The following is a 22457-nucleotide window of genomic DNA, read 5'->3' as shown; positions in this document are numbered from 1 at the left end:
CGAGCGGGTCCGAGGTCTTTGAGGAGGAGGTCGACGAGTGCAGGCCATGGAGTTCCATGCCGTGGAGGGCGACAGCACGCCGTTGGCGAAGCTCACCCTGGAGCCGCCGGAGCTGCAGGAGCGGCTCGGGCTGAAGTTCCTGGAGGTCGACGGCGGCCTCGGGCCCGTGTGGTTCGCGTTCGGGCAGCTGGCCGACGGCACGGTCATCGGCTTCTCCCGGCTGATCGGGGACGAGCGGTATCCCGGCACCGAGCTGTACCAGTACGCGGGCCGCCGCCCGCTGGACGTGCTGACCGAGCTGCTCTTCGAGACCGGGCTGGGCCACGACGACGTGTCCTGGTTGACCGCCCCGCCGCTCGGCGAGGACGAGCTGCTGTGGGCGCGGTCCCGCGCCGAGGCGGACACCTATCTCCGCCTGCAGGCGGCGTTCCAGGGCCGGGCTGGCGACCCGGTGGAGGACGCGGTCGAGGCCGAGGTCGACGGCCACCAGGTGGTCCGGCACCACGACGTCGAGCTCCATCTGCTGCCCGCGTCGGACGGCGCGACCCAGCCGTCCAACATCATCGATCCCGGCGGCTGGCTGGCCATCGCCAACCAGCTGGCTGGATCGGGGCAGCACCGGCGGGCCGCCGAGGCGGTCAGGGAGGCGCTGCGGTTCCTGCCGCCAGGCACGGACCGGCTCCCGGTGCGGTTGTTCTGGACCCCTGTCGGCCTGAGGATGCTGCGGCGGCACCCGCACCTGTTCAACCGTGGCGCGCTGGAGGCGACGTTGGCGCAGTACGAGGCGGCCGCCGAGCGGTCCGGCCGGACCGACGGCTCACCGTCGTGAGGAGCGGCGACGCGCCGTGGTCCCGCTCGGACCGCGAGTCGTCCATCTACATGTACATCCACCCGTGCGGCTGCGGTTCGGTGGACTTCGATCCGGAGCGCGAGGTGCGCCAGGTCGACGGCGTCTGGATCAGCCAGTACACCGGCGAGTGCCGCAACTGCGGCACCCGCCGGCAGTTCGTGTTCCGGATCAGCGAGGAGATCCCGCGGCTGGCCCCCGGTGCCTGGTCGACCCGCACCGAGCCGTCGGAGCTGATCGACCCGGGCGAGTGGCTGTCCATCGCCGACGACCTCGGTGTCACCGCCGACGACGACGTCCTCGAGCTCGACGAGGAGCAGCAGTGCTACCGGCGGGTGGATCTGGGGCTGGCGGCCGGCGCCATCGAGGAGATCCTGCTGTCGCTGCCGGAGGGCGCCGACGCGCTGCCGGCCGGGGCCGTGCGCGCCGAGGTGGGCCGGCGGCTGTACGCGGCCGACCCGGCCCGGTTCCGGCGGGATCAACTGGAGCACGCCCGAGACGTCTACGCCAGCCTGGGCGGCGACGTCCAGCCGCACGACTGGGCCGGATGGCCGCTGCGGGCGCGCAGCGTCAACGAGGCGAGCCTCTTCGCCGAGCTGCACCGGTGCGGTTGCGGGCAGATCGAGTTCGACCGCAAGGCCCTGTGGGTGCCGGCGCCGCCCGGCGAGACCCGCGCCACGCTCACGTACAGCGGCGACTGCGACCGGTGCGACAGCCCCCGGTACTTCTCGTTCAGCGTCCCGGCGGACGCGGACTCCAGGCGCGCGCCCGACCCGCTGGAGGCCGGGTACGGCTACCCCGGCGACGGCCCGTCGGAGGTGCTCGACCCGGCCCAGTTCTGGCTGTACGCGAACCACTGCGCCGGCGCCGCCGACCAGCTGCTCGCCGAGGCCCCGGCCGATCTGTGGTCCGCCGACGAGAACTGGGACGGGATGACGGAACTGCTGGCCACGGCCGTCGCGGCGGTGCACGAGGCGCTCGCGTTCATCCCGCCCGGCGCCGACCGGGTGCCGGCCACGGCGTTCCGTTCCGCCACCGGCCGGGTCCTGCACCGCACCAACCCGGAGATCTTCGGCCGGGACCGGCTGGCAGCGGTGCACGCGGAGCGGGACCGGCGGTTGCAGAACTTCCTGGCGGACCACCCGCCACCGGACGGCGAGGAGTGACGATCGTGCCGACGCGTCCGCCGTTCTGCCGCTCCCAGGCCGAGGCCGAGGCCTATATCGAACTGCACCCGTGCGAGTGCGGCGAGACCGGCTTCCAGTGGTCCTACGCGGAAGGCCCCGGCGAGGACGGATACCAGGGCATCCACAGCGGCCCGTGCTTCGGCTGCGGCCGGGCCCGGACGTTTCGCTTCCTGGTGCCCGAGCAGGCCCTGGTGCTGCCCGGGTTCAGCTGGTCGGACGGCACCAGGCCGTCCGAACTGCTCGACGCCGGCGAGTGGATGGCGGTCGCGGACGCGCTGGTGGCGGAGGCGTCGGAAGACGAGGACCCGCGGCTTCGCGCCCACCATTTCGCCGGCGCCGCCGCCGCGATCGACGAGGTGCTGCTGCTGGGACCGGCCGACGCCACGCACGTGCCGACCGATGCGATCCGTTCGGAGCTGGGTCGCGAGATCGTCGCGCGGGAGCCGGACCGGTTCCGCCGGCTCCGCCTGATCGCGAGGCGCCGGGGGTACCGGGAGGAATCCGGCGAGCACGTCGCGGAGCCGGTCGGGCCGCCGCTGCGGGCGCGCAGCCTCGCCGAGGAGACCGCCTTCATGCAGGCGAGCCCGTGCGTGTGCGGCGCGCTGCTGTTCACGCCCGACGGGTACCAGATGCGCTTCCACGAGGAACGGGTCACGGTCGTGCACCAGGCCCCGTGTGACCAGTGCGGTCGCGGCCGGGCGTTCTGGTTCGAGGAGCCGCGGCACGCCGGGCGGTTCGAACCGGCGGGCCACGGCTACGCGCCGCCGGACAGCGGCCCCTCCCAGCTGCTCGACCCCGGCCAGTGGCTGCTGCTCGCGCAGGCGCACGGCGCGCTGGCCGGCGGGTCCGACCCGGCGCCGCCCCCCGGCGGCGATCCGGCGGCCGGGTACTGGGCCCGGCTCGGGGTGCTGGCCAGTGCCGTCGCGGCGATCGACGAGGTCCTCAAGTTCATCCCGCCGCACAGCGCGCGGGTGCCGGTCGGGGCGTTCTGGTCGCCGGTGGGTCTGTCGCAGTACCTCGACGACCCGTCCCGGTTCGAGCGCGAATGGCTGCTGACCGAGCTGGACCGGCACGCCCGCGGCCTCGCCGAGTTCCTTGCGAGCCACCCGGATCCACCTGAGGAACCGGGCTACGAGAACGACGAGAACGAGGACGGGGCGTGACCGTGGACGCCGTGACCTACTACGCCCGGCTGGCCCCGAACGACACCGTCGAGCGGCCGCGCAGCCTGATCCGCCGGCGGCACACGCCGGTGTATCCGACGGACGAGGCGCTGCGCGACGACGGCCGGTGGCACCCGACCGACCTGGTCGAGCGGGCCACCGTCGGCGATCTCGACGACGAACTGGTCGAGATCCCGGCCGAGCTCGCCGAGACGATCGCCGCGCGCTGGCAGGCCCTGGCCGAGGCGCAGCGCCGCGACCTGGCCGCCCAGGGCCGGGGTCAGCTCGGCATGCGCCTCGCCGCGGCCGTCCCCGCGCCGGGCAACGAACGGCTGGCGGGCGTCGAGCGGGACCTCGTCGCCCGCTACCTGCGCGAGGCGCCCCTGGTCGTGTCGGCGTTCGGGTTCGGACCGGACCGCTACGCGAACGACCGGCCGCAGGTGCCCCTGCACGTGCGCACCGACGGCCGGTGGGTCTGGTCGGAGGCGCTCGCGCACTATGCCGCCGTGTACGCGCTGGCCCCGGAGCCCGCCTTCCTCGCGCACATCCGGACCAGGCGATACCGGTTCCCGGCGGTGACCGACGAGGTCCTCGCGCACGCGGCCCGGCTCACGCGCGACACCCCCGAGACGACCAGTGACCACGGAGCAGACGCATGACGATCGGCCTGGCCCGCACCAACGCCGAGGCGCACCTGTACATGGAGCTGCACCCGTGCCCGCGGTGCGGCGAAGCGGTGTTCGACTCGACCAGCTCCGTCATCACCACACCGGCGGGCCTCGCCAGCCGCTACACCGGGGCGTGCCCCGGCTGCGGCACCGGGCGCGAGTTCGAGTTCGACCTGCCGGAGGTCGTCCTCTTCCCGCCGGCGCACGGGGTGCGGTTCGGCGGTGACCAGCCGTCGCGGATCGTCGACGCCGGCGAGTGGCTGTTCGTCGCCGACATGGTCCTCGAACACGTCGCCGCGGTGCCCGACCCGCGGGCGTCCGCGGCCGAGCTGGCCGGTGCCAAGCGGGACGTGGAGATGGCCGTGGCGGCCCTCGACGAGGTGCTCAAGTTCCTGCCCGCCGGCGCCGACACCGCGCCGCCGAGCGCCTTCTGGACCGACCGGGGACGGCAGGTCCAGGCGGCCGAGCCGGGCCGGTTCCGGCGGGTCAGGCTGCTCGCCGTGCGGGAGGCGTACCAGCGCATCGCCGCGGCCTACGCGGCGCTGTGACCCGGCGCCGGGTGCCAACCCAGCGGTCGACTCCCTACGATGGGCGTCACAAACAACGGTCGATACGGGGGTGGGTCGGTTGAGCACCGTGGTGGTCAAGCGGCAGCCGCGCCGTCCGGCACCGGCACTGCCCAGCGGCGACATCGTGCTCGACCCGCCGCCGGAGCTCCCGCCGCCCGGTGGCAAGGCATGGACCAATCTGCTGATGACGCTGCCGATGGTGGCCGGCTCGGCCGCCATGGCCATGATGTTCTCGTTCCAGAAGCCGGGCCCGCTGGGCTACCTGGTGGGTGCCATGTTCGGCGTGAGCATGCTCGGCATGCTGCTCGCCCAGGTGATGACCCAGGGCGGCCAGCCGAACAAGGCGGAGCTGGTGGCGGCGCGGCGCAAATACATGCACCACCTCGCGCAGCATCGCCGCCGGGTGTTGAAGGTCATCAACGAGCAGCGGCGGGCCATGTACTACCGCCACCCCGACCCCGACACGCTGTGGTCGACGGTGGCCAGCCACCGGCTGTGGGAGCGCCGGCCGACCGACGGCGACTTCGCCACGGTCCGCATCGGGCTCGGCCCGCTCGAGGTCGCCACGCCCGTCGTCCCCCCGCGCACCAGCCGGGTCGAGGACCTGGAGCCGGTCTGCGCGGTGGCCCTGCGCCGTTTCGTGAAGACCTACGCGGTGGTGCCCGATCTGCCCGTCGCGCTGTCGTTGACCGGGTTCAGCAGGGTGTACGTGCAGGGCCCGGCCGAGCGGTCCCGGGCGATGGTGCGGGCGATGCTGGTGCAGGCGGCGACCTTCCACGCGCCCGACGACATGCTGGTCGCGGTGTGCACCGGCCCCGCCAACGCCGGGCAGTGGGAGTGGGCGAAGTGGCTGCCGCACGCCCTGCACCCGACGAAGACCGACGCCCTGGGTCAGCTGCGGATGGTGGCTCCGGCGGTGACCACGCTCGAGGCGATCCTGGAGGACCTGCTGGTCGTCCGTGCCCGGTTCGACCCGGACGCGGAGATGACCGAGACCCCGCACATCATGGTGATCCTGGACGGCGGCGACCTGGCCGGCTCCGACCACCTGATGACCGAGGGCGGCATCGACGGCGTCACCATCGTCGACCTGACCAACCAGCCGCCACGCCTGCTCGATCTCGTGTCGCTGGTCCTCGAGATCGACGCCGACGGCGACCTGCACAGCATCAGCGCCGACGGCCGGACCCGGGTCGGCCACCACGACGGGTTGCACATCGAGCAGGCCCGCGGGCTGGCCGCCCAGCTGGCACCGCTGCGGCTGTCGGTGGCCTCACGCAGCGAGCGGCGGGCCACCGCCGAACTGGGCCTCGCCGAGCTGCTCGACCTGGGCGACCCGTACCAGTACGACCCGAACCGCGCGTGGGGGGTGCGGCCCAACCGCGACCGGCTGCGCGTGCCGATCGGGATCGCGCCGGACGGTTCCCCGATCGACCTGGACCTCAAGGAGTCCGCGCAGGAAGGCATGGGGCCGCACGGCCTGCTCGTCGGCGCCACCGGCTCCGGCAAGAGCGAGCTGCTGCGGACCCTGGTGCTGGCCCTCGCATCGACGCACTCCTCGGAGATCCTCAACTTCGTGCTCGTCGACTTCAAGGGCGGCGCGACGTTCGCCAAGCTCGACCGGCTGCCGCACACCAGCGCAGTGATCACCAACCTGCGGCACGAGCTGTCGCTGGTCGACCGGATGCGCGACGCCATCTCCGGCGAGCTGGTCCGCCGGCAGGAGCTGCTGCGCGACGCGGGCAAGTACGACTCCCAGCGCGACTACGAGCGGGCCCGCGCCGCCGGCGCCCCGCTCACGCCGCTGCCGAACCTGCTCATCATCTGCGACGAGTTCTCCGAGCTGCTGACCCACAAGCCCGACTTCATCGACATGTTCGTGCAGATCGGCCGGGTCGGCCGGTCGCTGGGCGTGCACCTGCTGCTCGCCTCGCAGCGCCTCGAGGAGGGCCGCCTCCGCGGGCTCGACACGCACCTGTCGTACCGGATCGGCCTGCGGACGTTCTCCAGCAGCGAGAGCCGGGCCGTGCTGAACTCGCCCGACGCCTACGAGCTGCCGCGCGCGCCCGGTCACGGCTACCTCAAGTCGGGCACCGAGCCGTTGATCCGGTTCCGGGCCGCATACGTCTCCGGCACCTATCAGGGCGTCGACAGCAGCGCTCCGGTGCAGCTCGCACCCGACGTCGACCCGGCGCTGCCGTATTCGACGCAGTACCTCGCGCCGCGGGTCACGCAGACCCCGGTAGGCGACGAGGACGCGCCGGCCGACGACGAGGTGATCGGCGAGACGGTGCTCGACATCCTTGTGGACCGGCTCGAGGGCCGCGGCGTCCCGGCGCACCAGGTGTGGCTGCCGCCGCTGGGCCTGGCACCGAGCCTCGACCAGCTGCTGCCGCCGATCACGGTCGATCCGGAGCGCGGTCTCAGCGTGACGAACCGCGAGCTGCGGGGGGCACTGCAGGCACCGATCTGCATCGTCGACCGCCCCTACGACCAGGCCCGCGACGTGCTCACCCTCGACCTGTCCGGTGCCTCCGGCCATGTCGTCGTGGTCGGCGGCCCGCAGAGCGGCAAGAGCACCGCGCTGCGGACGCTGGTGGCCAGCCTGGCGCTCACCCACACGCCTCGTGAGGTGCAGATCTACTGCCTCGACCTGGGCGGCGGCGGCATGGCGGCGCTGCGGGACCTGCCGCACGTCGGCGGGGTCGCGAGCCGGCTGGACGTGGACCGGCTACGGCGCACCATCGCCGAGGTGCGGGGCCTGCTCGACACCCGCGAGCGGCAGTTCGCCGACCTGGGCATCGAGGGTATGCCGATGTACCGGCAGCGCAGGCAGCGTGGCGAGTTCACCAACGACCCGTTCGGTGACGTGTTCCTGATCATCGATGGCCTGGGCGCGTTGCGGAAGGAGTTCGAGGAGCTGGAGCTCGAGGTCGCCGACATCACCAGCCGCGGGCTGTCCTTCGGGATCCACGTGGTGGCCTCGGCGACCCGGTGGATGGACGTGCGGCCCTCGCTGCGGGACCTGTTCGGCAGCAAGCTGGAGCTGCGGCTCGGCGACCCCACCGACTCGATGATGGACCGCCGGGCCGCGCTCAACGTGCCCGAGAACGCCGGCGGCCGCGGGATCACCGCGGAAGGCCTGCACTTCCTGGCCGCCATGCCGAGGGTCGACGGGTCCGCCGACCCGAAGACCATGTCGGAAGGCCTGGCCAAGCTCGTGCACGAGGTCGGTGCCGCCTGGGGCGGCACGCGGTCGCCGGAGGTGCGGCTGCTGCCCGAGCGGCTGGACTACGCGTTGCTGCCGGCGCCGGACCCGGCCGCGCGGGGCCGGATCCCGATCGGCATCGCCGAGTCCAACCTCGGCCCGGTCTTCCTCGACCTCGACAACGAGCCGCACTGCCTCGTGCTCGGGGACCTCGAGTGCGGCAAGAGCAACTTCCTGCGTGGGGTGGCCCGGGCGGTGACCGAGCGGTACACCCCCGCCCAGGCCCGGATCCTGCTCGTCGACTACCGGCGCAGCCTGCTGGGCACGGTGCCGCCGGAGCACCTGCTCGCCTACGGCACGTCGACGCAGGCCACGGCCGACATCGTCAAGGACGTGGTGATCGCGATGAAGGCCCGGCTGCCCGGGCCCGACGTGACCGCCGAGCAGCTGCGGGCCCGCAGCTGGTGGACCGGCCCGGAGCTGTTCGTGCTCATCGACGACTACGACCTGGTCGCGGGCGGGACCAACCCGCTGCTGCCGCTGCTCGACTACGCCGCGCAGGGGCGCGACATCGGCCTGCACATCCTGCTGACCCGCCGATCCGGTGGGGCCGGCCGGGCGATGTTCGACCCGCTCATCGGGCGGCTCCGCGAGCTGGCCTCGCCCGGCATCATGATGTCCGGCAACCGCGACGAGGGCGTCCTGCTGGGCAACCGGAAGCCGGAGCCGCTGCCGCCGGGCCGCGGTTACCTGGTCACCCGCCGTGGTGGCACGCAGCTGATCCAGCTCGCCTGGACCCCGCCGGCGGCCGGCTGAGCGGCCAGCGAAGCGGCTCGGGCCGCGAACCAGGAACGCAGCATTGGCTCGCGCTGACGCCGAAGGCGGCAGCGTGAGCAGCCAGCGAAGCGGCTCGGGCCGCGAACCAGCAACGCAGCATTGGCTCGCGCTGACGCCGAAGGCGGCAGCGTTGGCGGCCGCCGGGACCCTCAGGCTTGTCTCAAGTGTTGCCATCGTGATCGATCCCCGTTGCGGAAGTTGGGTAGGCTTGGGGGTAGACGAGTTCCGATGGAGGCGACGCTTAGCCGCCGAGCATCCACGCTGGACCGGACATGGGGGTGTCGGACATGGGCAACGAGAACAAGCCGATCGCGGACAAGCTGAACGTCGAGATCGACTCGATGAAGGCGCTGGGTGAGAACCTGAAGGGCGACGCGGAGGCCTACGACAGCCAGATGAACCGCTGGAAGGCCCTGGGCCGTGACGAGCACCCCGTCAACGCCCAGATCGGCCGCAGCGGCGAAAACTTCGTGGAAGGCGACGACGTCCGCAAGCGCAACCTGGATTCGTTCACCGCGGCGATGAAGATGATCTCCGAGGTCAAGCTGTCGCTCTTCGCGCTCCAGCAGGGCGTGGAGAACATCGCGGACCTGTACAAGGGCAAGGACGGCTTCGCGAACGTCAAGCTGAAGCAGATCCAGGAGATGTTCCCGGCGGAGCTGCCGAAGGGCGCCAAGACTCCGGAGCCGCGACTCAGCCTGCCCGACCCGTCGCAATGGGGCATGATCAGGAACGACCGGGGCGTCGTCATCGGCTATGACTTCGACAACGACGGCACCATGGATCAGGAGATTCCCGGCGCGGACGGTGACGCACCGCCGAAAGACCTCGCCAACTCCCAGTCGGAGAACAGCATCCCGAAGGACGTCGACGGCAAGACGGTCTCCGGCTATCAGACGCTGTTCGACACCACGCAGCTTCCTGAGGGCGACAATCGCCGCACCGACTACACGCTCTCCGAGCAGGGCCGTATCAACCTGGAGCAGGAGACGGGAAACACTCCGTGATGACGGGAAGCGCCCTGATGCCGGCACCGGACGGCGGCTACCGGGCCGCGTCGGCGAAGTAGGTCGCCATGGTGCTCCCTGCAGAAGCCGGCAAGGCCACATATACCTACTGGGGTAATAAGTCGTTCGAAGAGATGGACGCGATCCTCCGTCAGGAGAACGCGTCCCGGCAACAGGCCGCGGCGCGTGGCTGGATCGACCTGGCGGAGCAGTTCGAGGCGCTGAGCGCCAACATTGCCCAATATCACCGCACGCTGAAGCCCCATTGGGACTCTGCGGGCGGTGACGCGTTCCTCAATCAACTGACGCTGCTGGTCGGCACCCTCAACACGTCGGCGCACAACTACCGCGTCTATGCCGACATCCTGGCGGACACCGCCCTGGCGGTGAATGCCGCCAAGAAGGCGTGGGCCGACGTGAGCCTCCGGCGCGGCCAGTACATGACGAACATCGACGACTGGAACAACCACGGGGACGCCGACGGCCTGAAGAACAAGGCCATTGACGTCGTCAAAGACTTCAAGCACATGTGGTTCGACAGTGACGATCCTGCCAAGTTCGAGCAGGCGAGGCTGGACGCGTTCGACAACGAGGCCCGAGCGATCATGAAGAAGCTCGCGGCCGCCTACGTCGCGGCGGACTCGGGCGTCCGGCCGGCCATGCCGGCGTTCAAGGGGCCGCTGTACTACAAGCCGGTGATGCCGATCCCGCATGCGCCGGCGGCCCCCGCCATGCCGGTGATGCCCCACGTGCCGACGGCCGGACCGCCGCCGGCGATGCCGACCATGCCCACGGCGCTCGTGCCCAACGTCCCGGTGGTGCCGGTGCCGGTCGTGCCGGTGGTGAACAAGCCGAACCTGCCTCCACCGCCGAGCCTGCCACCGCCGCCGAAGCCGCCGGTCCTGCCGGCGATTCCGGTGGTGCCGGTGGTGCCGGTGATGCCGCCCGTCGGGATGCCGGTCCTGCCGACGCCGGGCGCCAAGGCGCTGCCTTCGCTGCCCCCCTCGCCGGGGCTCACGCCGGGCAAGGCCGGCCTGCCGCCCGGTGGGCTGCCGTCGAAGTCCGGAGTGATCGGCGAGCGACCCAGCGCCGGGCGGACGGGGCTGCCCCCTGCCGGAAAGGCCGGGCTGCCGCCCTCCGCGGGTCGCGGTGGCGGTCCCGGCAAGACCGGCCTGCCGCCCTCGGCGCAGCGCGGTGGCGGGCCGGGGAAGAGTGCCCTGCCCCCGTCCGCGCAACGCGGCGGCGGACCCGGGAAGAGCGCGCTGCCGCCCTCGGCGCAACGTGGTGGCGGACCGGGCAAGACCGGCCTCCCTCCGTCCGCGCAGCGCGGTGGCGGACCGGGCAAGAGTGCGCTGCCGCCCTCGGCGGGGCGCACCGGCGGCCCGCCCGGCAAGACGGGACTGCCGCCGGGCGCCGGCCGTGGCGGCTCGGGGAAGACGGCGCTGCCTCCGTCGGCGGGGCGCAGCGGCGTGATCGGTCAACGCCCAGGTCAGCTCGGTCAGCCGCCGTCGTCCGGCGGTGGTCGAGCCGGGCTGCCGCCGGGTGCGGGTGACCGGCGCGGCGTCATCGGCCGCCAGCCGGGTCAGACCGGCGAGCCGGGCCGTGGCGGCATGCCTCCCGGCCAGCGCGGCAGGGGCGTGGACCCGCGCCAGCCAGGCGGTGCGCGGGGCGTGCCGGAGTCCGCGGTGCCACGGTCCGCGGCGCGCGGCGTCGGGCCGACCACGATCGGCAACCGGGGCAGCGCCCCGTTGCGCCCGGTCGACCTCGACCATGACGTGATCGGCGGCCGTCCCGGCGGCGCCGCAGCCCGCGGGCGGGGTGTTCCCACGCCCGAGAGCGCACCCGGACGCCGTCCCGGCATCGCCGCGCGCAACGCGGCGGCCCCGCCGGTGGTGCGCAACACCGGCGAATCCGGGCAGCAACAACAGGACCAGCTCCGGCGGCAGCACCGCCGGACCCCGTTCACCGTTGACGACAGCGAGTTCGCCGTGACCGACCAGCTGGCACCGCCGCCCATCATCGACGCGCCCGAGCGGACCGAGCACACCACCGTCGAGCGCGGCCCGGCGATCGGACGGGCAGGTTGACCAACGGACGGCAGCGCTCCAGCCGGGCATTGTCGGCGGTGCTGTGCGGGCTCGCGCTCGCGATCAGCACCGCCGACCCGGCGGCCGCCGACAGCATCCGAAACCAGCAGTGGTCGCTGGAGTACCTGAAGGCGGCCGAGCTCGCCACGGTCAGCCAAGGCGAGGGGGTGACCGTCGCCGTCGTCGACACCGGCGTCGACGCCAACCATCCGGACCTCACCGGTAGCGTGCTCAAGGGCCTCGACGCGTCCCGGGAGCCGGACGGGCGCACCGACGACTTCACCGGCCACGGCACGGCCATGGCCTCGCTGATCGCCGGCCACGGCCACGGCCGCGGTAACGCCGACGGCGTGCTCGGCATCGCGCCGAAGGCGAAGATCCTGCCGGTGCGGGTCGGCCCGCGCACCGGCAACGGCCACCCCGACGAGCTGGCGAACGGGATCCTCGCCGCGGTGGAGGCCGGCGCCAAGGTCATCTGCGTTGCGGCGGCGGGTGGTGCCACCGACAACCTGCAGGCCGCGATGGCTTACGGGCTGTACAAGGGCGCGATCATCATCGCCGGCGTCGGTAACACCTCGGACGTTCCCGAGATCGCCTGGCCGGCGGCCTATCCGGGCGTCGTCGCGGTGGCGGGCGTGCAGCGGGACGGCACCATCTCCACGATCTCGGCCAAGGGCAACTACGGCGGCAAGATCACCCTCGCCGCGCCCAGCGACGACATCGTGTCCGCGAGGCTCAAGGGCGGCTACGACACCTCCACCGGCACCAGCAACGCGACCGCGCTGGTCGCCGGGGTCGCGGCGGTCATCAAGGCCAAGTATCCGCAGGAGACCCCGGCCGGCATCCTGCAGCGGCTGCGCGACTCGGCTGTCGACCGCGGCGACCCGGGCTACGACGAGCGATACGGCTACGGCGTCATCGACCCGCTGGCCGCCACCGCCGCCACCGTGCCCAAGCGTGCCGGCGCGAGCGCGTCGCCCAGCCCGGGCTCGTCGCGATCGCCCAGGGTCGCCGCGTCGCCGCGGGCGGAGCCGTCGGCGGAGGCGCCGAAGGCGGTCCAGATCGCGGCGCTGATGCTGGCGTTCCTGGCGATTCCGGTCGTTCTGGGCCTGCTCACCATGTGGTTCCGGCGCCGGATGCGCCGCAGGTCGCAACCGGCTGCCGCCGACCAGTGGCAGCCGACACGGCTCCCGGCGATCGGCGAACGACCCGATCCCAACCACGACCCCTACGCCTGAGGCCCGTGCCGCACCTCCTCCGTCGCACCGCTACATCGGCCGGAGCGTGGCCGGGGGTGACGGCGGGGTCGGGCGCAGGTTGGCCAGGAACGTCCCGATGCTGGATCCGACCGGGAAGAGGCGTTCGGCACACAGGTACTCGGCCGGACTGCCGTAGCCGCGGGCGAGGTACTGGTTGCCCAGCTGCAGCGCGTCCCCGGAACGCATGACGAAGATCTGATCGGCGACCTGGGGGCTGACGCCGACGGCGAAGTAGCCCTCGACCCCGATGGCGATCACGACATAGTCCTTGGTGAACCATCGCCCGACCTGGCGCTCACCGTTGCGGAGGTCGTAGATGGGGTTCTCGGGGTGCACACCGAGCACCGGCGTGAACGGGTCGAGTGACACGTGCGTCCCGGGAATCCAGATCTCCTCGACCGGGGCGGCGCCGTTGTTGTGGGCCAGCCACATCCGGAACGACCGCGGCAGCCGCCGCCCCAGATCCTGCTCGACCTGGCCGATCCCGGCCTCGTCGATCGTGCCGAAACTGCGGAACTCGACCATGACGTAGTCGCGCGGCTCAGCCGGCGGCCGGAACGGCGGCGAGCCCGGCGCGACGTAGCGAAGCGTCACGGTCCAGATGTCGGTGTTGGTGATGACGGCGTCGTCGAACCGCCACGTGTTCTCCCCCACCGGGAACGTGTCACCCAGGAACAGCTCGTGCGTCGACTCCTCGCCCGCCGGCGACACGACCGCAAGCACCAGACGCGGCGGCGACGTGTTGAAGGTGAGCACGCCGCACCGCGCGCGGTCGTCGAACCACGGAGACATGCCGCGTTCCAGCATCACCTCGGTGATCTCAGGCATCCACTCTCCCTTGTGTCGCGCCGTCAGACGATCTTGTGTCGCGCCGTCAGACGAGCGACTTGAACCATTCCTCGGGCGGCAGGACCTGCTGGAACACCTGCACCGAGACCGCCTCCGCGGTTGCCCGGTCGATCAGGATCGGCACCGCGCCGGGCACGTCGCCGGGCATCACCGCACCCGGTGCCTGGAACCAGCCGCTGTGCTGGACCTGCCAGACCGAGACCTCCACCGTACCGTCGCGTGCGACGTGCGCGAGCAGCCCCAGGTCCAGGCCGGTCCGCACCTCACGCAGGGCGTAGTAGGTCACCAGCACGTGCTGCGGCGTGTACCGGTGGGTCAGCCGGCCCTTCCGGTGGCTCGGCGCCGGATCGTCAGCCGTCGCCGGGTCCTCGGACGGGTCACGACGATCGACCACCGTGGCCCGGCCGATCGCCCGCTGCGTCGGCGCCGTGTCGGTCACCACCGGCGGCACGGGACCGGGCGGCGGCGGCTGCGGGGCGGGCGGTGCAGGTGGCGGCGGCGGCGCGGGTGGTGCGGGTGGCGGTTCCACATACGCGTAGAAGCTGTCCATGATCAGCAGGAGTTCACTGACGTCCATGGGGGCAGGGTCGGTGTGCCCCCATGGGTTGCGCAGGATGACCTGACCGTTGTTGTTCAGCCCCACGACCTCGTACGCGTGGCTGTGTGAGAGGCGGTGCGGCAGTCCCTGCTCCATGTTCCGCGCGATGTGGCGCGGATCCGTGTCGTAGCTGCTGGCCGACTGCGTGCCTACGAGGATCGGCACCCGGGCCGCAAGCAGCTGCGTGAGGTGCTGCGTGGTGATCGCTACCTGATTCGGCGAGGTGTCGAAGTTGGCCACCGTCGCCGGCCGGCCGATCAGCAGCGTCAGCAGTTCCGCGTGATCGGTGGCGTTGGTGCCGACGTTGCCCACCTCGTGGTAGCCGGTCGGCGCCGCCTCGAACTGACCGGGCGTCGGCGTGGTGCTGCCGAGCTCCTTGCTCTTCGCGTAATTGGCCTGATACCACTTCTGCTGCCACCGGGCCCGCCGGGTGGCGTCCCAGAGCTGGCCGACCGCGACGAGCGCCTTCTCCAGCACCAGGCCCCACGCGCCACCGTCGATCGCCGAATACTGCAGCTGGTTGTCGTGCATGCCCACCGGGAACTCGGGGGTGACGGTCACCTCGATCATGCGGCCGGTCGGCACGGTCCGGTTTCCCTGGATCTCCGTTTCGTGCAGCCGGACGGTATAGGTGCCGTCCGGGTTTTCGGTGATCGCCTGGGCGATGACGTGGGGCAGGATGCCGGCCACCGAGTTGATCGCGTTGAAGAAGCCACAGGCGCCGAGGTAGACCTGCGTGTACTGGGCCCTGGACGGCTGGTTGGCGCCCAGCGGCATGCGTTGGCCGTTCGGCAGGTCCAGCGGTGTGCCGTACCGCATCGCTGTATGGGCCAGATGGAACAGCGCCGGCCGGTGCGCGGTGATGCGGACCGGTCCCTGCGGGGAGCCACCCGGCAGGGCGCCGCCGTCGGGCACCCAGTTGGCCTGCGGCGCCGGCGGGGCGAGGGTCGCCACGGCCGCCAGGAGTTCCCGGTGGACCGGCACCATCGACCGGCCGTCCTCGATGTGGTGCATCTCGTGCTCCGCCAGCAACACGGGGAGCCCCGGCCAGGTCGAATGCTGGTAGGCGTAGACGGCACGGGCCCGGGACGAGTCCTGCCTGCGCTGCGCGGCGAGGCCGTCCGGATCGGTCAGGTCGAACTGACCCGCGAGCGGGCCGAGGTCGACGGTGCTCAGCCCGAACGAGCGGTACGGCGTCAGGTCGACGACGCCCCGGAGATCGACGTAGATGCCGTCCTGCTGCACGCGCTGCGCCAGGGCCGGATCGGCCTGCTGCAACCGGGCGAGCGTCGCCGGCGAAAGGTGCACGACCTGACCCGCGAGGTGTGGCAGGTGCGGCAAGCTGCTGTTGAAGAACTCGCCCTCGACCGCGAGTTCGTGCAGCCGGTCCCGCAGCGCCGCGTCGGTGAGCGGAGAAGTGCCGAAGGCGCTGTAGTAGTCGGTGTCGCGCTGGGTGCCGGGCGTGACCGCGGCGGGGTTGACCTGCAGGTTGGCGAGCACCTGCTGGACCATCGCCGGGGTGAGCTGCGGGATGGCCAGCCGGTCGAGGAAGGCCCGCACGTCCGGCGTCAGGTGGGCGTGCAACCGGTCCGCGCCGGGTTGACCCTGTTGCGCCTGGTAGCGGGCGACGGTGCCGGCGAGCTGCTGGCGGATGGCGAGCCGCCCCGCGTTGTCGGCGGTCCGGTACTGGCCGGCCAGGCCGCGCAGCTCGTCGACCGAGATCCGGCCCTCCGCCCGGTGCCCCGGTGGGAGCTCGGCGGTCAACTGGGCGTGCAGCGCCGGCTGGCGGCTGGCGAGCTGGTTCAGGTGCGTGGGGTCGATGTCGTCCATGAAGGCCGCGACGAGGTCGGCCCGTGCCTGCGGGTCGGTGGTGAGCGCGGCGATCTGCAGCACCGCCCGGGACCACGCGACGTAGAGGTCGACGGGGTCGCCGGTGGTGGGCGGGTAGGCGGCGAGCTCACGTGCCCGGCGGATGGTCTCCTGCAGCGCCGGGTCGACGGAAAGACCGGCGTTGTCGAGCTCACCGATGAGGTCCCATGCGGCGGGGGTGAGGGCGTTCTCGGCGCGGATCCGGTCGCGGCGCTGGTCCGCGCCCAGGTTGGCCTGGTCGATGCCGAGGTGCCGGATGAGCGCGGCCGCCTCGAACAGCGTGCGGACCCTGGTCCAGCCCTGATCGGGGAGGGTCTGCCGGTCGTGGCCGTGGACGTCGAGCTGGCCGAGGCCACCGTGGTCATGCCCGGACAGCGGGCCTCTGGCCGGCACGGCGGAACGGTTGGTCAGCCGGTCCTGTTGCCGCATCCGGTTGATGAGGCGCTGGACGAGGGGGCGTGACCGCAGCGCGACGACCTCGCGAAGCTCGTGGGCGAGGGCCTCCGCGACCGCGGTGACGTCGAGCCGGTTGGACAGCCGCACCTGATAGCCGTTGCGCCCGACGCGGACGGTGTTGGCGACGACGTCGTTGCTGCGGCTGGTGTGCACCGAGCTGAGATCCTCGGCGCTGATCGTGATCTCGAACGAGCGGCCGCGGACGGGCCGGATCCGGTACCGGCCGTTGCCGAGGTCGTCGATGCCGGCGATCCGGCTGGCGAGCGCCGCCGGCACGACGCCTGCCATGACCGCGGTCGCGGTGTCGACGACCGCGGCCGGGTCGGGCCTGGCCGCGAACCGGCCCGCGAACCGCGACGCGTCGACCCGGACCGCGGTGACGGGATCGACGCCGTCCTGATCGCTCTCCTGGTTGGGGTCTGGCGCGATGTCCTGGGTGATCGTGGTGATGGTGATGGTGATGATGCCGGTCTCGAGGTTGTTCTCGTCGCGGTGCTCGATCGGCTCCAGCACCTCGTTGATCTCAGCCGTGAGGAAGTGCTCCCGGAAGCTCTGCGACCAGCCGATCCGCCCCGGATGCGTGCGACGCCAGCTGTTGGGCAGGTGATCGGTGTAGAACTCGAAGCCACGCGTCCCTTCCGGCAGCGCACCCTCGTGCGCCTCGACGAGCGGACTCGGGTTCTGGTTGTACCGCTGCCCCCACAGCTCCCGCGAGTTCGCGATCTTCCGCATGACCACCGCGTCCTGGCCCTTGTACTCGGTGCGGTGGAACGGGCCGAACAGCGCGGGGGATCCTTCCGGCGCCAGCCAGTGGGTGATCCACTCGTAGCCGCGCTCCTGAGCCAGCTCCACGAACTGCTCGCGGGTGGTCAACCGGTCCGGTCGCGGTGGCGTCGTCAGCGCGGCCGGGTCCGGCATACCGTCGAGCATGTCCCGCACGTCGGCCGGGAGCAGATCAAGCGTCGCGTCGGTGGCGGTCCGCAGACCGAGATGGTCCAGCAACGCGTTGATCTCCGCGCCGATCGCCACCAGCGTGTCCCGGGACGGGTCGCGGAAGCGCCGCACCGCAGGGTCGTTGGCGAGCTCCTGGTACTGCCGCTGCAGCACCCGCAGCTCCGCCAGCCGGCCCTGATCCTCGGGGCTCAGCCGGTCGGTCTGGGCGGCGTCGGGGCGCAACGCGTCCGACGGCGTCTCCACCCGGCGGCTGAACATGCCCTGCCGCTGGCCGATGCCCCGCAGATGACGCTCGACCGTCTCCGCGATCTCGTGCGCCAACGCGCGAGCGACATGCTCGCTACCCAGCCGCAGTGGCAGGCGCAGCTCGACCGGCTGGCCCTTCAGGAACTCGGTCACCGCGACCTGGTCCGGACGCGGCAGGCTGGCAACGAGCTTCACCGGCAGGTCGATGCTCGGACCATCGACAAGCTTGACCCGGATCCGGCCGCCGGGCTCGAGGGTGATCCCTTGGACCACGCCAATGCCGAAGTCGGCCAGTTGCAACGTGGCCAGCGCCTCGGCGACCTCGTCCATCGACAGGTCGTCCTGATCGGCAGGGCGGCTGTCGGCGGCGAACTCGGACCCCTCCGGCGTCGTCGCGTTGATCAGCCCGTCGGCGATGTCCTGCTCGATCTGCGCCAGCCGGGCCGCCCGCTCCTCGGCCAGCTCGATCCGGTCCGTCAGGTGCTGGACCCGGTCCAGCACCAGCCTGACCTGCGCCTGGGACAGCTCGCCGTGGGTGCGGCGGGTCTGCCGTTCGCCCTCCTCCTTCGCATCGCGCCTGGCGAGGTTGCCGCCGACCTCCGAGTTGGCCGCGACCCAGGCGTTGGTGCTGGAGGTCGCGGCCGGCGCGGCGTTGGTCGCGAGGTTCTGCAACAGGCTCATGGCCTGGGCGGGATGGATGATCCCCGCGGCCGTCCCGGCGGCGACCACGCCGCCCTGGATGACGCTGTCGCCGACGGCCTGGCGGACACCGCGGTTACGCATGTCCGTCGACGGCTGGCCGTCCGGGTAGGCCGCCATGATGTCGATCGCGACGTTGATCTCGGCGATCAACCGGTCCGTCACGGCGTCCGGCGTCGCCTGGGGGTCGACCACGACGGTCACCTGGACGTCGGAACCGACGAAATGCGCCGTCACGGCGCTGCCGGGCTGCCCGGTGACAACGTCGAACGTGAGCGTCTGCTGGCCGCCCGACGGCAGGTCGAACTGGACGGAGAAGATGCCGGTGTCCAGGTCGACGGCGGTCAACCGCGCGTTGTTCAGCAGCTGCCCTTGTTCGGCGGTGAGGATTCCCTGCACCGCCGCGAAGACCGCTTCGAGCGTTTGCGGGGTCACGCCGAGGTCGTGGTCCAGCCGGCCGAGCGCGGCGGCAGCCTCCGGGTGCGCGGCGAGCAGGTCCGCCTGCCGTTGGGCCAGCGCCTGCTCGATCGTCTCGACCACGTCGTGCTCGCTGCGGGCCGCGGCCCTGACCCGCTCCGGCGGCGCCGTGCTCGGGTCGTTGGAGATCGCCCGGGCCGCGTCGACGAGTGCGGCGGTGCGGTCCTTGCGGAACTGCGTGTGCGCCCTGAGCGCCGCCGCGGTCACCGACGCGACGCCACCCAGGATGATGAGCGCCGGCTTGGCGAGGCCAAGGGCGCTGTAGACGGCGAGCGTGCCGGCGACCCCGGTCGCGGCCGCGATCGCCGGTCCGACCTGGGTGCGGTAGTAGCCGATATATGAGCGGATGCCGTGGGTGGTCCGGTTCGCGAACGCCTCCCCGGCGGCCGCCACCTGCGCGAGCACCTTCGCCTTGTGCTCTCTGACGACGTCAGGATCGTTCGACGGCGCCGGGCTGACGGTGATCCGCACGACCGGGCCCAGCAGCCCGCCGATGCGGACGTCGATCAGGGCATCGCCGGCGACCGGGCCGTCCACAACCTCGACCTTGACCCTGCGCTGCAGGAACCGGTCCCGCAGTCGCGAACCGCCGGGCTGAGCGTGCTGCCGGAACGTCAGCTCCGCGTTCTCGACCAGGTCATGGCTGCGTTCGACAGACTGCCGCTGCACGGCCGTCGGATCGGGCGCCTGGGTGCCGGGCGTGATCCGCTGGCGGACCTCGTTGGCGACCTCGGCGCCACGGTTGAACAGCTCGACGGCCTGCTCCGCGACCGAACGCACCTGTGAGCCACGGGCCGGCAGGTCCGTATCGCTCTCGAAGCCCTCCGGGTTGGTGGCGGTCGAGCCGGAGGTCGCCGGGCCCGAGATCGGCGTCGGGTTGCGGTCGAATGCCTTGCGTTGCGCCGCGAGGCTGCTCTCGGTGTCGTTCGTGGCCGCGGTGTTCGCCGTGTCGCCCGCCGCTCGCAGCAGGTTGGTGATCGCACCCACTTCCGCCGAATGCGACCCGCCGGTGAGCGCCAACGACGTGCCAGCTTGCCGCGTCTCGGAGAAGAAGGTGCGGCGTACCGAATCCCGAATGGACTCACGGGTGAGCCTGAGGTTGTGCTGGGCCGCGGCGATGTCCCTGATCTCCGCTTCCAGCTTCTCGGCCAGCGTGTCCGGGTTCGCGGCCAGTTCGGCCGGCACCGATATCACGATCGCGTCGTGGTACGGGTTCTGCTTGATCTTGTTGTCCGGAACGCCGGTGACCACCTCGATCCGGACGATGACGTTCGGACCCACGATCTTCAGGTCGTACTCGATCACCACGCCGTCGGTCACCTCGCCGGGCCGGATACGGCGCAGGTGCGGGATGTCGGCCCGCGCGACCCGTCGCATCGCCAGCTCGACGGCCTGCAGCGTGGCCGCGATGACGGTCGCCTCGGTCGACGGGGGTGGGGTCTCCGACGGATCGGCGGCCTGCCAGTTGTGCGCGGTGCTGCCGAGCCGATCCAGCCGCGCCCGCGCGTCGGCGACGGTGCGCGCCAGCGCCGGCAGAGACTGCGGCCGCTCGTCCATCCTCATCGCGTTAGTCCGGTCCTGCGCCCGGTCGGCCTGGTGCAGCGCCAACCGGTCCAGACGGCCCGCCGTCACGAAGTTCACCATGGACCCGACGAATCCGCGCGCCCCGACGGGCTGCGAATTGAGGCCGATGCCGGCTGCCAGCGAGCCGGAGCCGGCCACGACGGGGCCGACGGACCGGCCGAAGAGGTTCCGCCAGATGGTCCGCACCTGCACGGGTCGGTGCGCTTGGGCCGCGGTCGCGTCCGCGAGGACACCCGCGAGCCGGGCGTGCATCTCGGTCCGTTGCTGCGCCAGCGTCGCCGGGTCGGTCGAGACGGGCGCGCCGAGCAGGTCCGGGCTCAGGGTCAGCACGACGGTGTTGCCGTCGTACTGCCGCGTGATGCTCCCGCCCGTGCCGGGACGGCCGGCCTCGATCCGCACGGCGTAGCCCTGCCGGCCCCGCCAGCGGGACGGGAAGGCGCGGAACATGTCGTTGCGGTTGTCGCTGGTCGGCTCCACCCGAAGGTTGCGGAACTGATCGCTGGTCAGCACCGCCGAGGCCAGCGCCACCGTGGGGTTGACCGACAGTGCGATCGCCCGCTGCTGGTCGAACAGGGCCACCGCCGTCGCATCGGACAGGTGCGCCCGGACCGTGTCGGCGCGCAGGTCCGCGCCCGGCTGTCCTTCGCGCAAGCCATGTGTCTCGATGAAGTGCTGGAGGACGCCCCGGACCACCTCGCGGTCCGCGTCGTTGTTCGCGGCCTGGTGCAGATCGGCGAGCATCCGAAGCTCGCCGACGGTGCCCCGGTCGCCGTGGCCGAGCGGGATGCCCTCCGCACGGCGGAGCCGTCTGGCCCATCCGCGGCGTGCGCTGCGGTCGTTCTGCAGCGCCGGGTCTCCGCCCTGGCGCCCGCCCGGACCCGTGTTGCCCAGCAGTTGCCCGAAGGCCTGCGCCACGACGATGCGCATCTCAACGGTGGAACTGCCGTCCATGACCTCGGCGGAGATCGTCATCGTGAAGCGGCCGTCCGGCCCGACGCTGATCCGGAACAGGTCCCGGCCGGTGTGCCCGACCTCGACCTCGACCGCGTGCAAACCTTCCGCGGACCTGAAGTGCAGCCGGTTTCCGGTCGGTGCGCCCATCCACGTCTGGCTCGTGACCCGCACCATGTCGACCACGGCGGCAAGCTCCGCCTCGAGCCGACCCTGCCGGTCTGCCGCTATCGATCCGAAATGCACCGGTGTACCGCGGCGGTCGGCGGTCGGGTCCACGCCGGGTTCGGTGGCCACGACCGTCCCGTCCGGGTCGATGGTCACCCACTGGCCGGTGTCGACGTCCAGCGGTCCCGTGCCGGCCGGATTCGCGGGCGCGACGACCTGCGTGCCGTCCGGGTAGGCCCAGACCAGATCGGTCGCGGCGCGCACCTGGCGCCCGGTGGCCTGGGCGACGGCTGCCGCGGGCGGGTTGGTCCCAGCGCCGAACGCGCACATCGCGAGGTGCAGCGTCGTGTCGGTATCGCCGAGGTCCACGTGTCCCTGCTGCTGGAGCCGGGCCAGCTCGCGAGCGAACTGCTCGGGCGTCACCCGCACGTCGCCGAGCGCCACCGTCCCGTCCGGGAAGGTGTTCGCGGCGATCGTGACGGCACCGTCCTGCGGGCTGAGGCGCGCCGCGTGCTCCGCGGTGCCGAACGCGTAGCCGGACGGGGTCGGGCTCAGGCTCTCCGCCATCGCGGTGCGGGCCTGCTCGTCGGTCGCGAGCGGCGGAAGGTCGGCTGCTGAGTCGCTCCGGGTCCCGGTGGGCTCCCGCTTGTCGTCCAGGCCCGTGTCGTCGTCCAGTGCCGGGTTGTCTGGGTTGGCGTTGTCGTCTGGGTTGGCGTTGTCGTCTGGGTTGGCGTTGTCGTCTGGGTTGGCGTTGTCGTCCGGGTTGGCGTTGTC

10 protein-coding genes and 1 pseudogene are annotated in these 22457 nt (G+C 72.1%); 9 read left to right on the top strand and 2 right to left on the bottom strand.

Translation table 11 applies throughout. From position 1 onward, the window contains the following. Nucleotides 1-46: 46 nt before the first annotated feature. The 9 genes from Dsi01nite_RS23710 to Dsi01nite_RS23670 all read left to right on the top strand — a co-directional run bounded on the left by Dsi01nite_RS23710 (nucleotide 47) and on the right by Dsi01nite_RS23670 (nucleotide 12811). Nucleotides 47-829, top strand: a complete 783-nt coding sequence (locus Dsi01nite_RS23710) for a hypothetical protein (protein ID WP_203848438.1) — start codon at nucleotides 47-49, stop codon at nucleotides 827-829. Beyond that, entirely contained in the window at nucleotides 826-2013 is a 1188-nt protein-coding gene (locus Dsi01nite_RS23705; RefSeq protein ID WP_203848437.1) for a hypothetical protein, read from the top strand. The genes Dsi01nite_RS23710 and Dsi01nite_RS23705 overlap by 4 nt, the downstream gene beginning before the upstream one ends. A gap of 5 nt (nucleotides 2014-2018) precedes the next feature. Continuing rightward, the gene (locus Dsi01nite_RS23700) at nucleotides 2019-3197 is read left to right on the top strand and encodes a hypothetical protein (protein ID WP_203848436.1); all 1179 of its coding nucleotides are present in this window, start codon (nucleotides 2019-2021) and stop codon (nucleotides 3195-3197) included. Beyond that, nucleotides 3194-3856, top strand: coding sequence for a hypothetical protein (locus Dsi01nite_RS23695; RefSeq protein WP_203848435.1), 663 nt, complete (start codon nucleotides 3194-3196; stop codon nucleotides 3854-3856). Before Dsi01nite_RS23700 ends, Dsi01nite_RS23695 begins: the two co-directional genes overlap by 4 nt. Further along, on the top strand, nucleotides 3853-4413 hold the full coding sequence (locus Dsi01nite_RS23690; RefSeq protein ID WP_203848434.1) for a hypothetical protein: 561 nt from the start codon (nucleotides 3853-3855) through the stop codon (nucleotides 4411-4413). Before Dsi01nite_RS23695 ends, Dsi01nite_RS23690 begins: the two co-directional genes overlap by 4 nt. 79 nt (nucleotides 4414-4492) lie before the next feature. After that, entirely contained in the window at nucleotides 4493-8458 is a 3966-nt protein-coding gene (gene eccCa, locus Dsi01nite_RS23685; protein ID WP_203848433.1) for a type VII secretion protein EccCa, read from the top strand. 308 nt (nucleotides 8459-8766) lie between these two features. After that, nucleotides 8767-9486: a hypothetical protein gene (locus Dsi01nite_RS23680; protein ID WP_203848432.1), complete on the top strand. Its 720-nt coding sequence runs from the start codon at nucleotides 8767-8769 to the stop codon at nucleotides 9484-9486. A gap of 68 nt (nucleotides 9487-9554) precedes the next feature. After that, complete coding sequence (locus tag Dsi01nite_RS23675; protein ID WP_203848431.1) at nucleotides 9555-11573, top strand: hypothetical protein; 2019 nt, start codon at nucleotides 9555-9557, stop codon at nucleotides 11571-11573. Further along, nucleotides 11570-12811: a S8 family serine peptidase gene (locus Dsi01nite_RS23670; protein ID WP_203848430.1), complete on the top strand. Its 1242-nt coding sequence runs from the start codon at nucleotides 11570-11572 to the stop codon at nucleotides 12809-12811. The genes Dsi01nite_RS23675 and Dsi01nite_RS23670 overlap by 4 nt, the downstream gene beginning before the upstream one ends. 30 nt (nucleotides 12812-12841) lie before the next feature. Here the strand turns inward: Dsi01nite_RS23670 and Dsi01nite_RS23665 are convergent, their stop codons facing one another. After that, a complete protein-coding gene (locus Dsi01nite_RS23665; RefSeq protein WP_203848429.1) occupies nucleotides 12842-13660 on the bottom strand; it encodes a DUF6406 domain-containing protein in 819 nt (272 codons plus the stop codon). A gap of 46 nt (nucleotides 13661-13706) precedes the next feature. Next, a pseudogene (locus tag Dsi01nite_RS23660) lies at nucleotides 13707-22457 on the bottom strand (hypothetical protein); the annotation flags it as partial.

Origin of the sequence: Dactylosporangium siamense (genome assembly GCF_016862795.1) — a bacterium.
GTDB lineage: Bacteria > Actinomycetota > Actinomycetes > Mycobacteriales > Micromonosporaceae > Dactylosporangium > Dactylosporangium siamense.
This window is presented reverse-complemented; position numbering and strand designations above follow the sequence as displayed.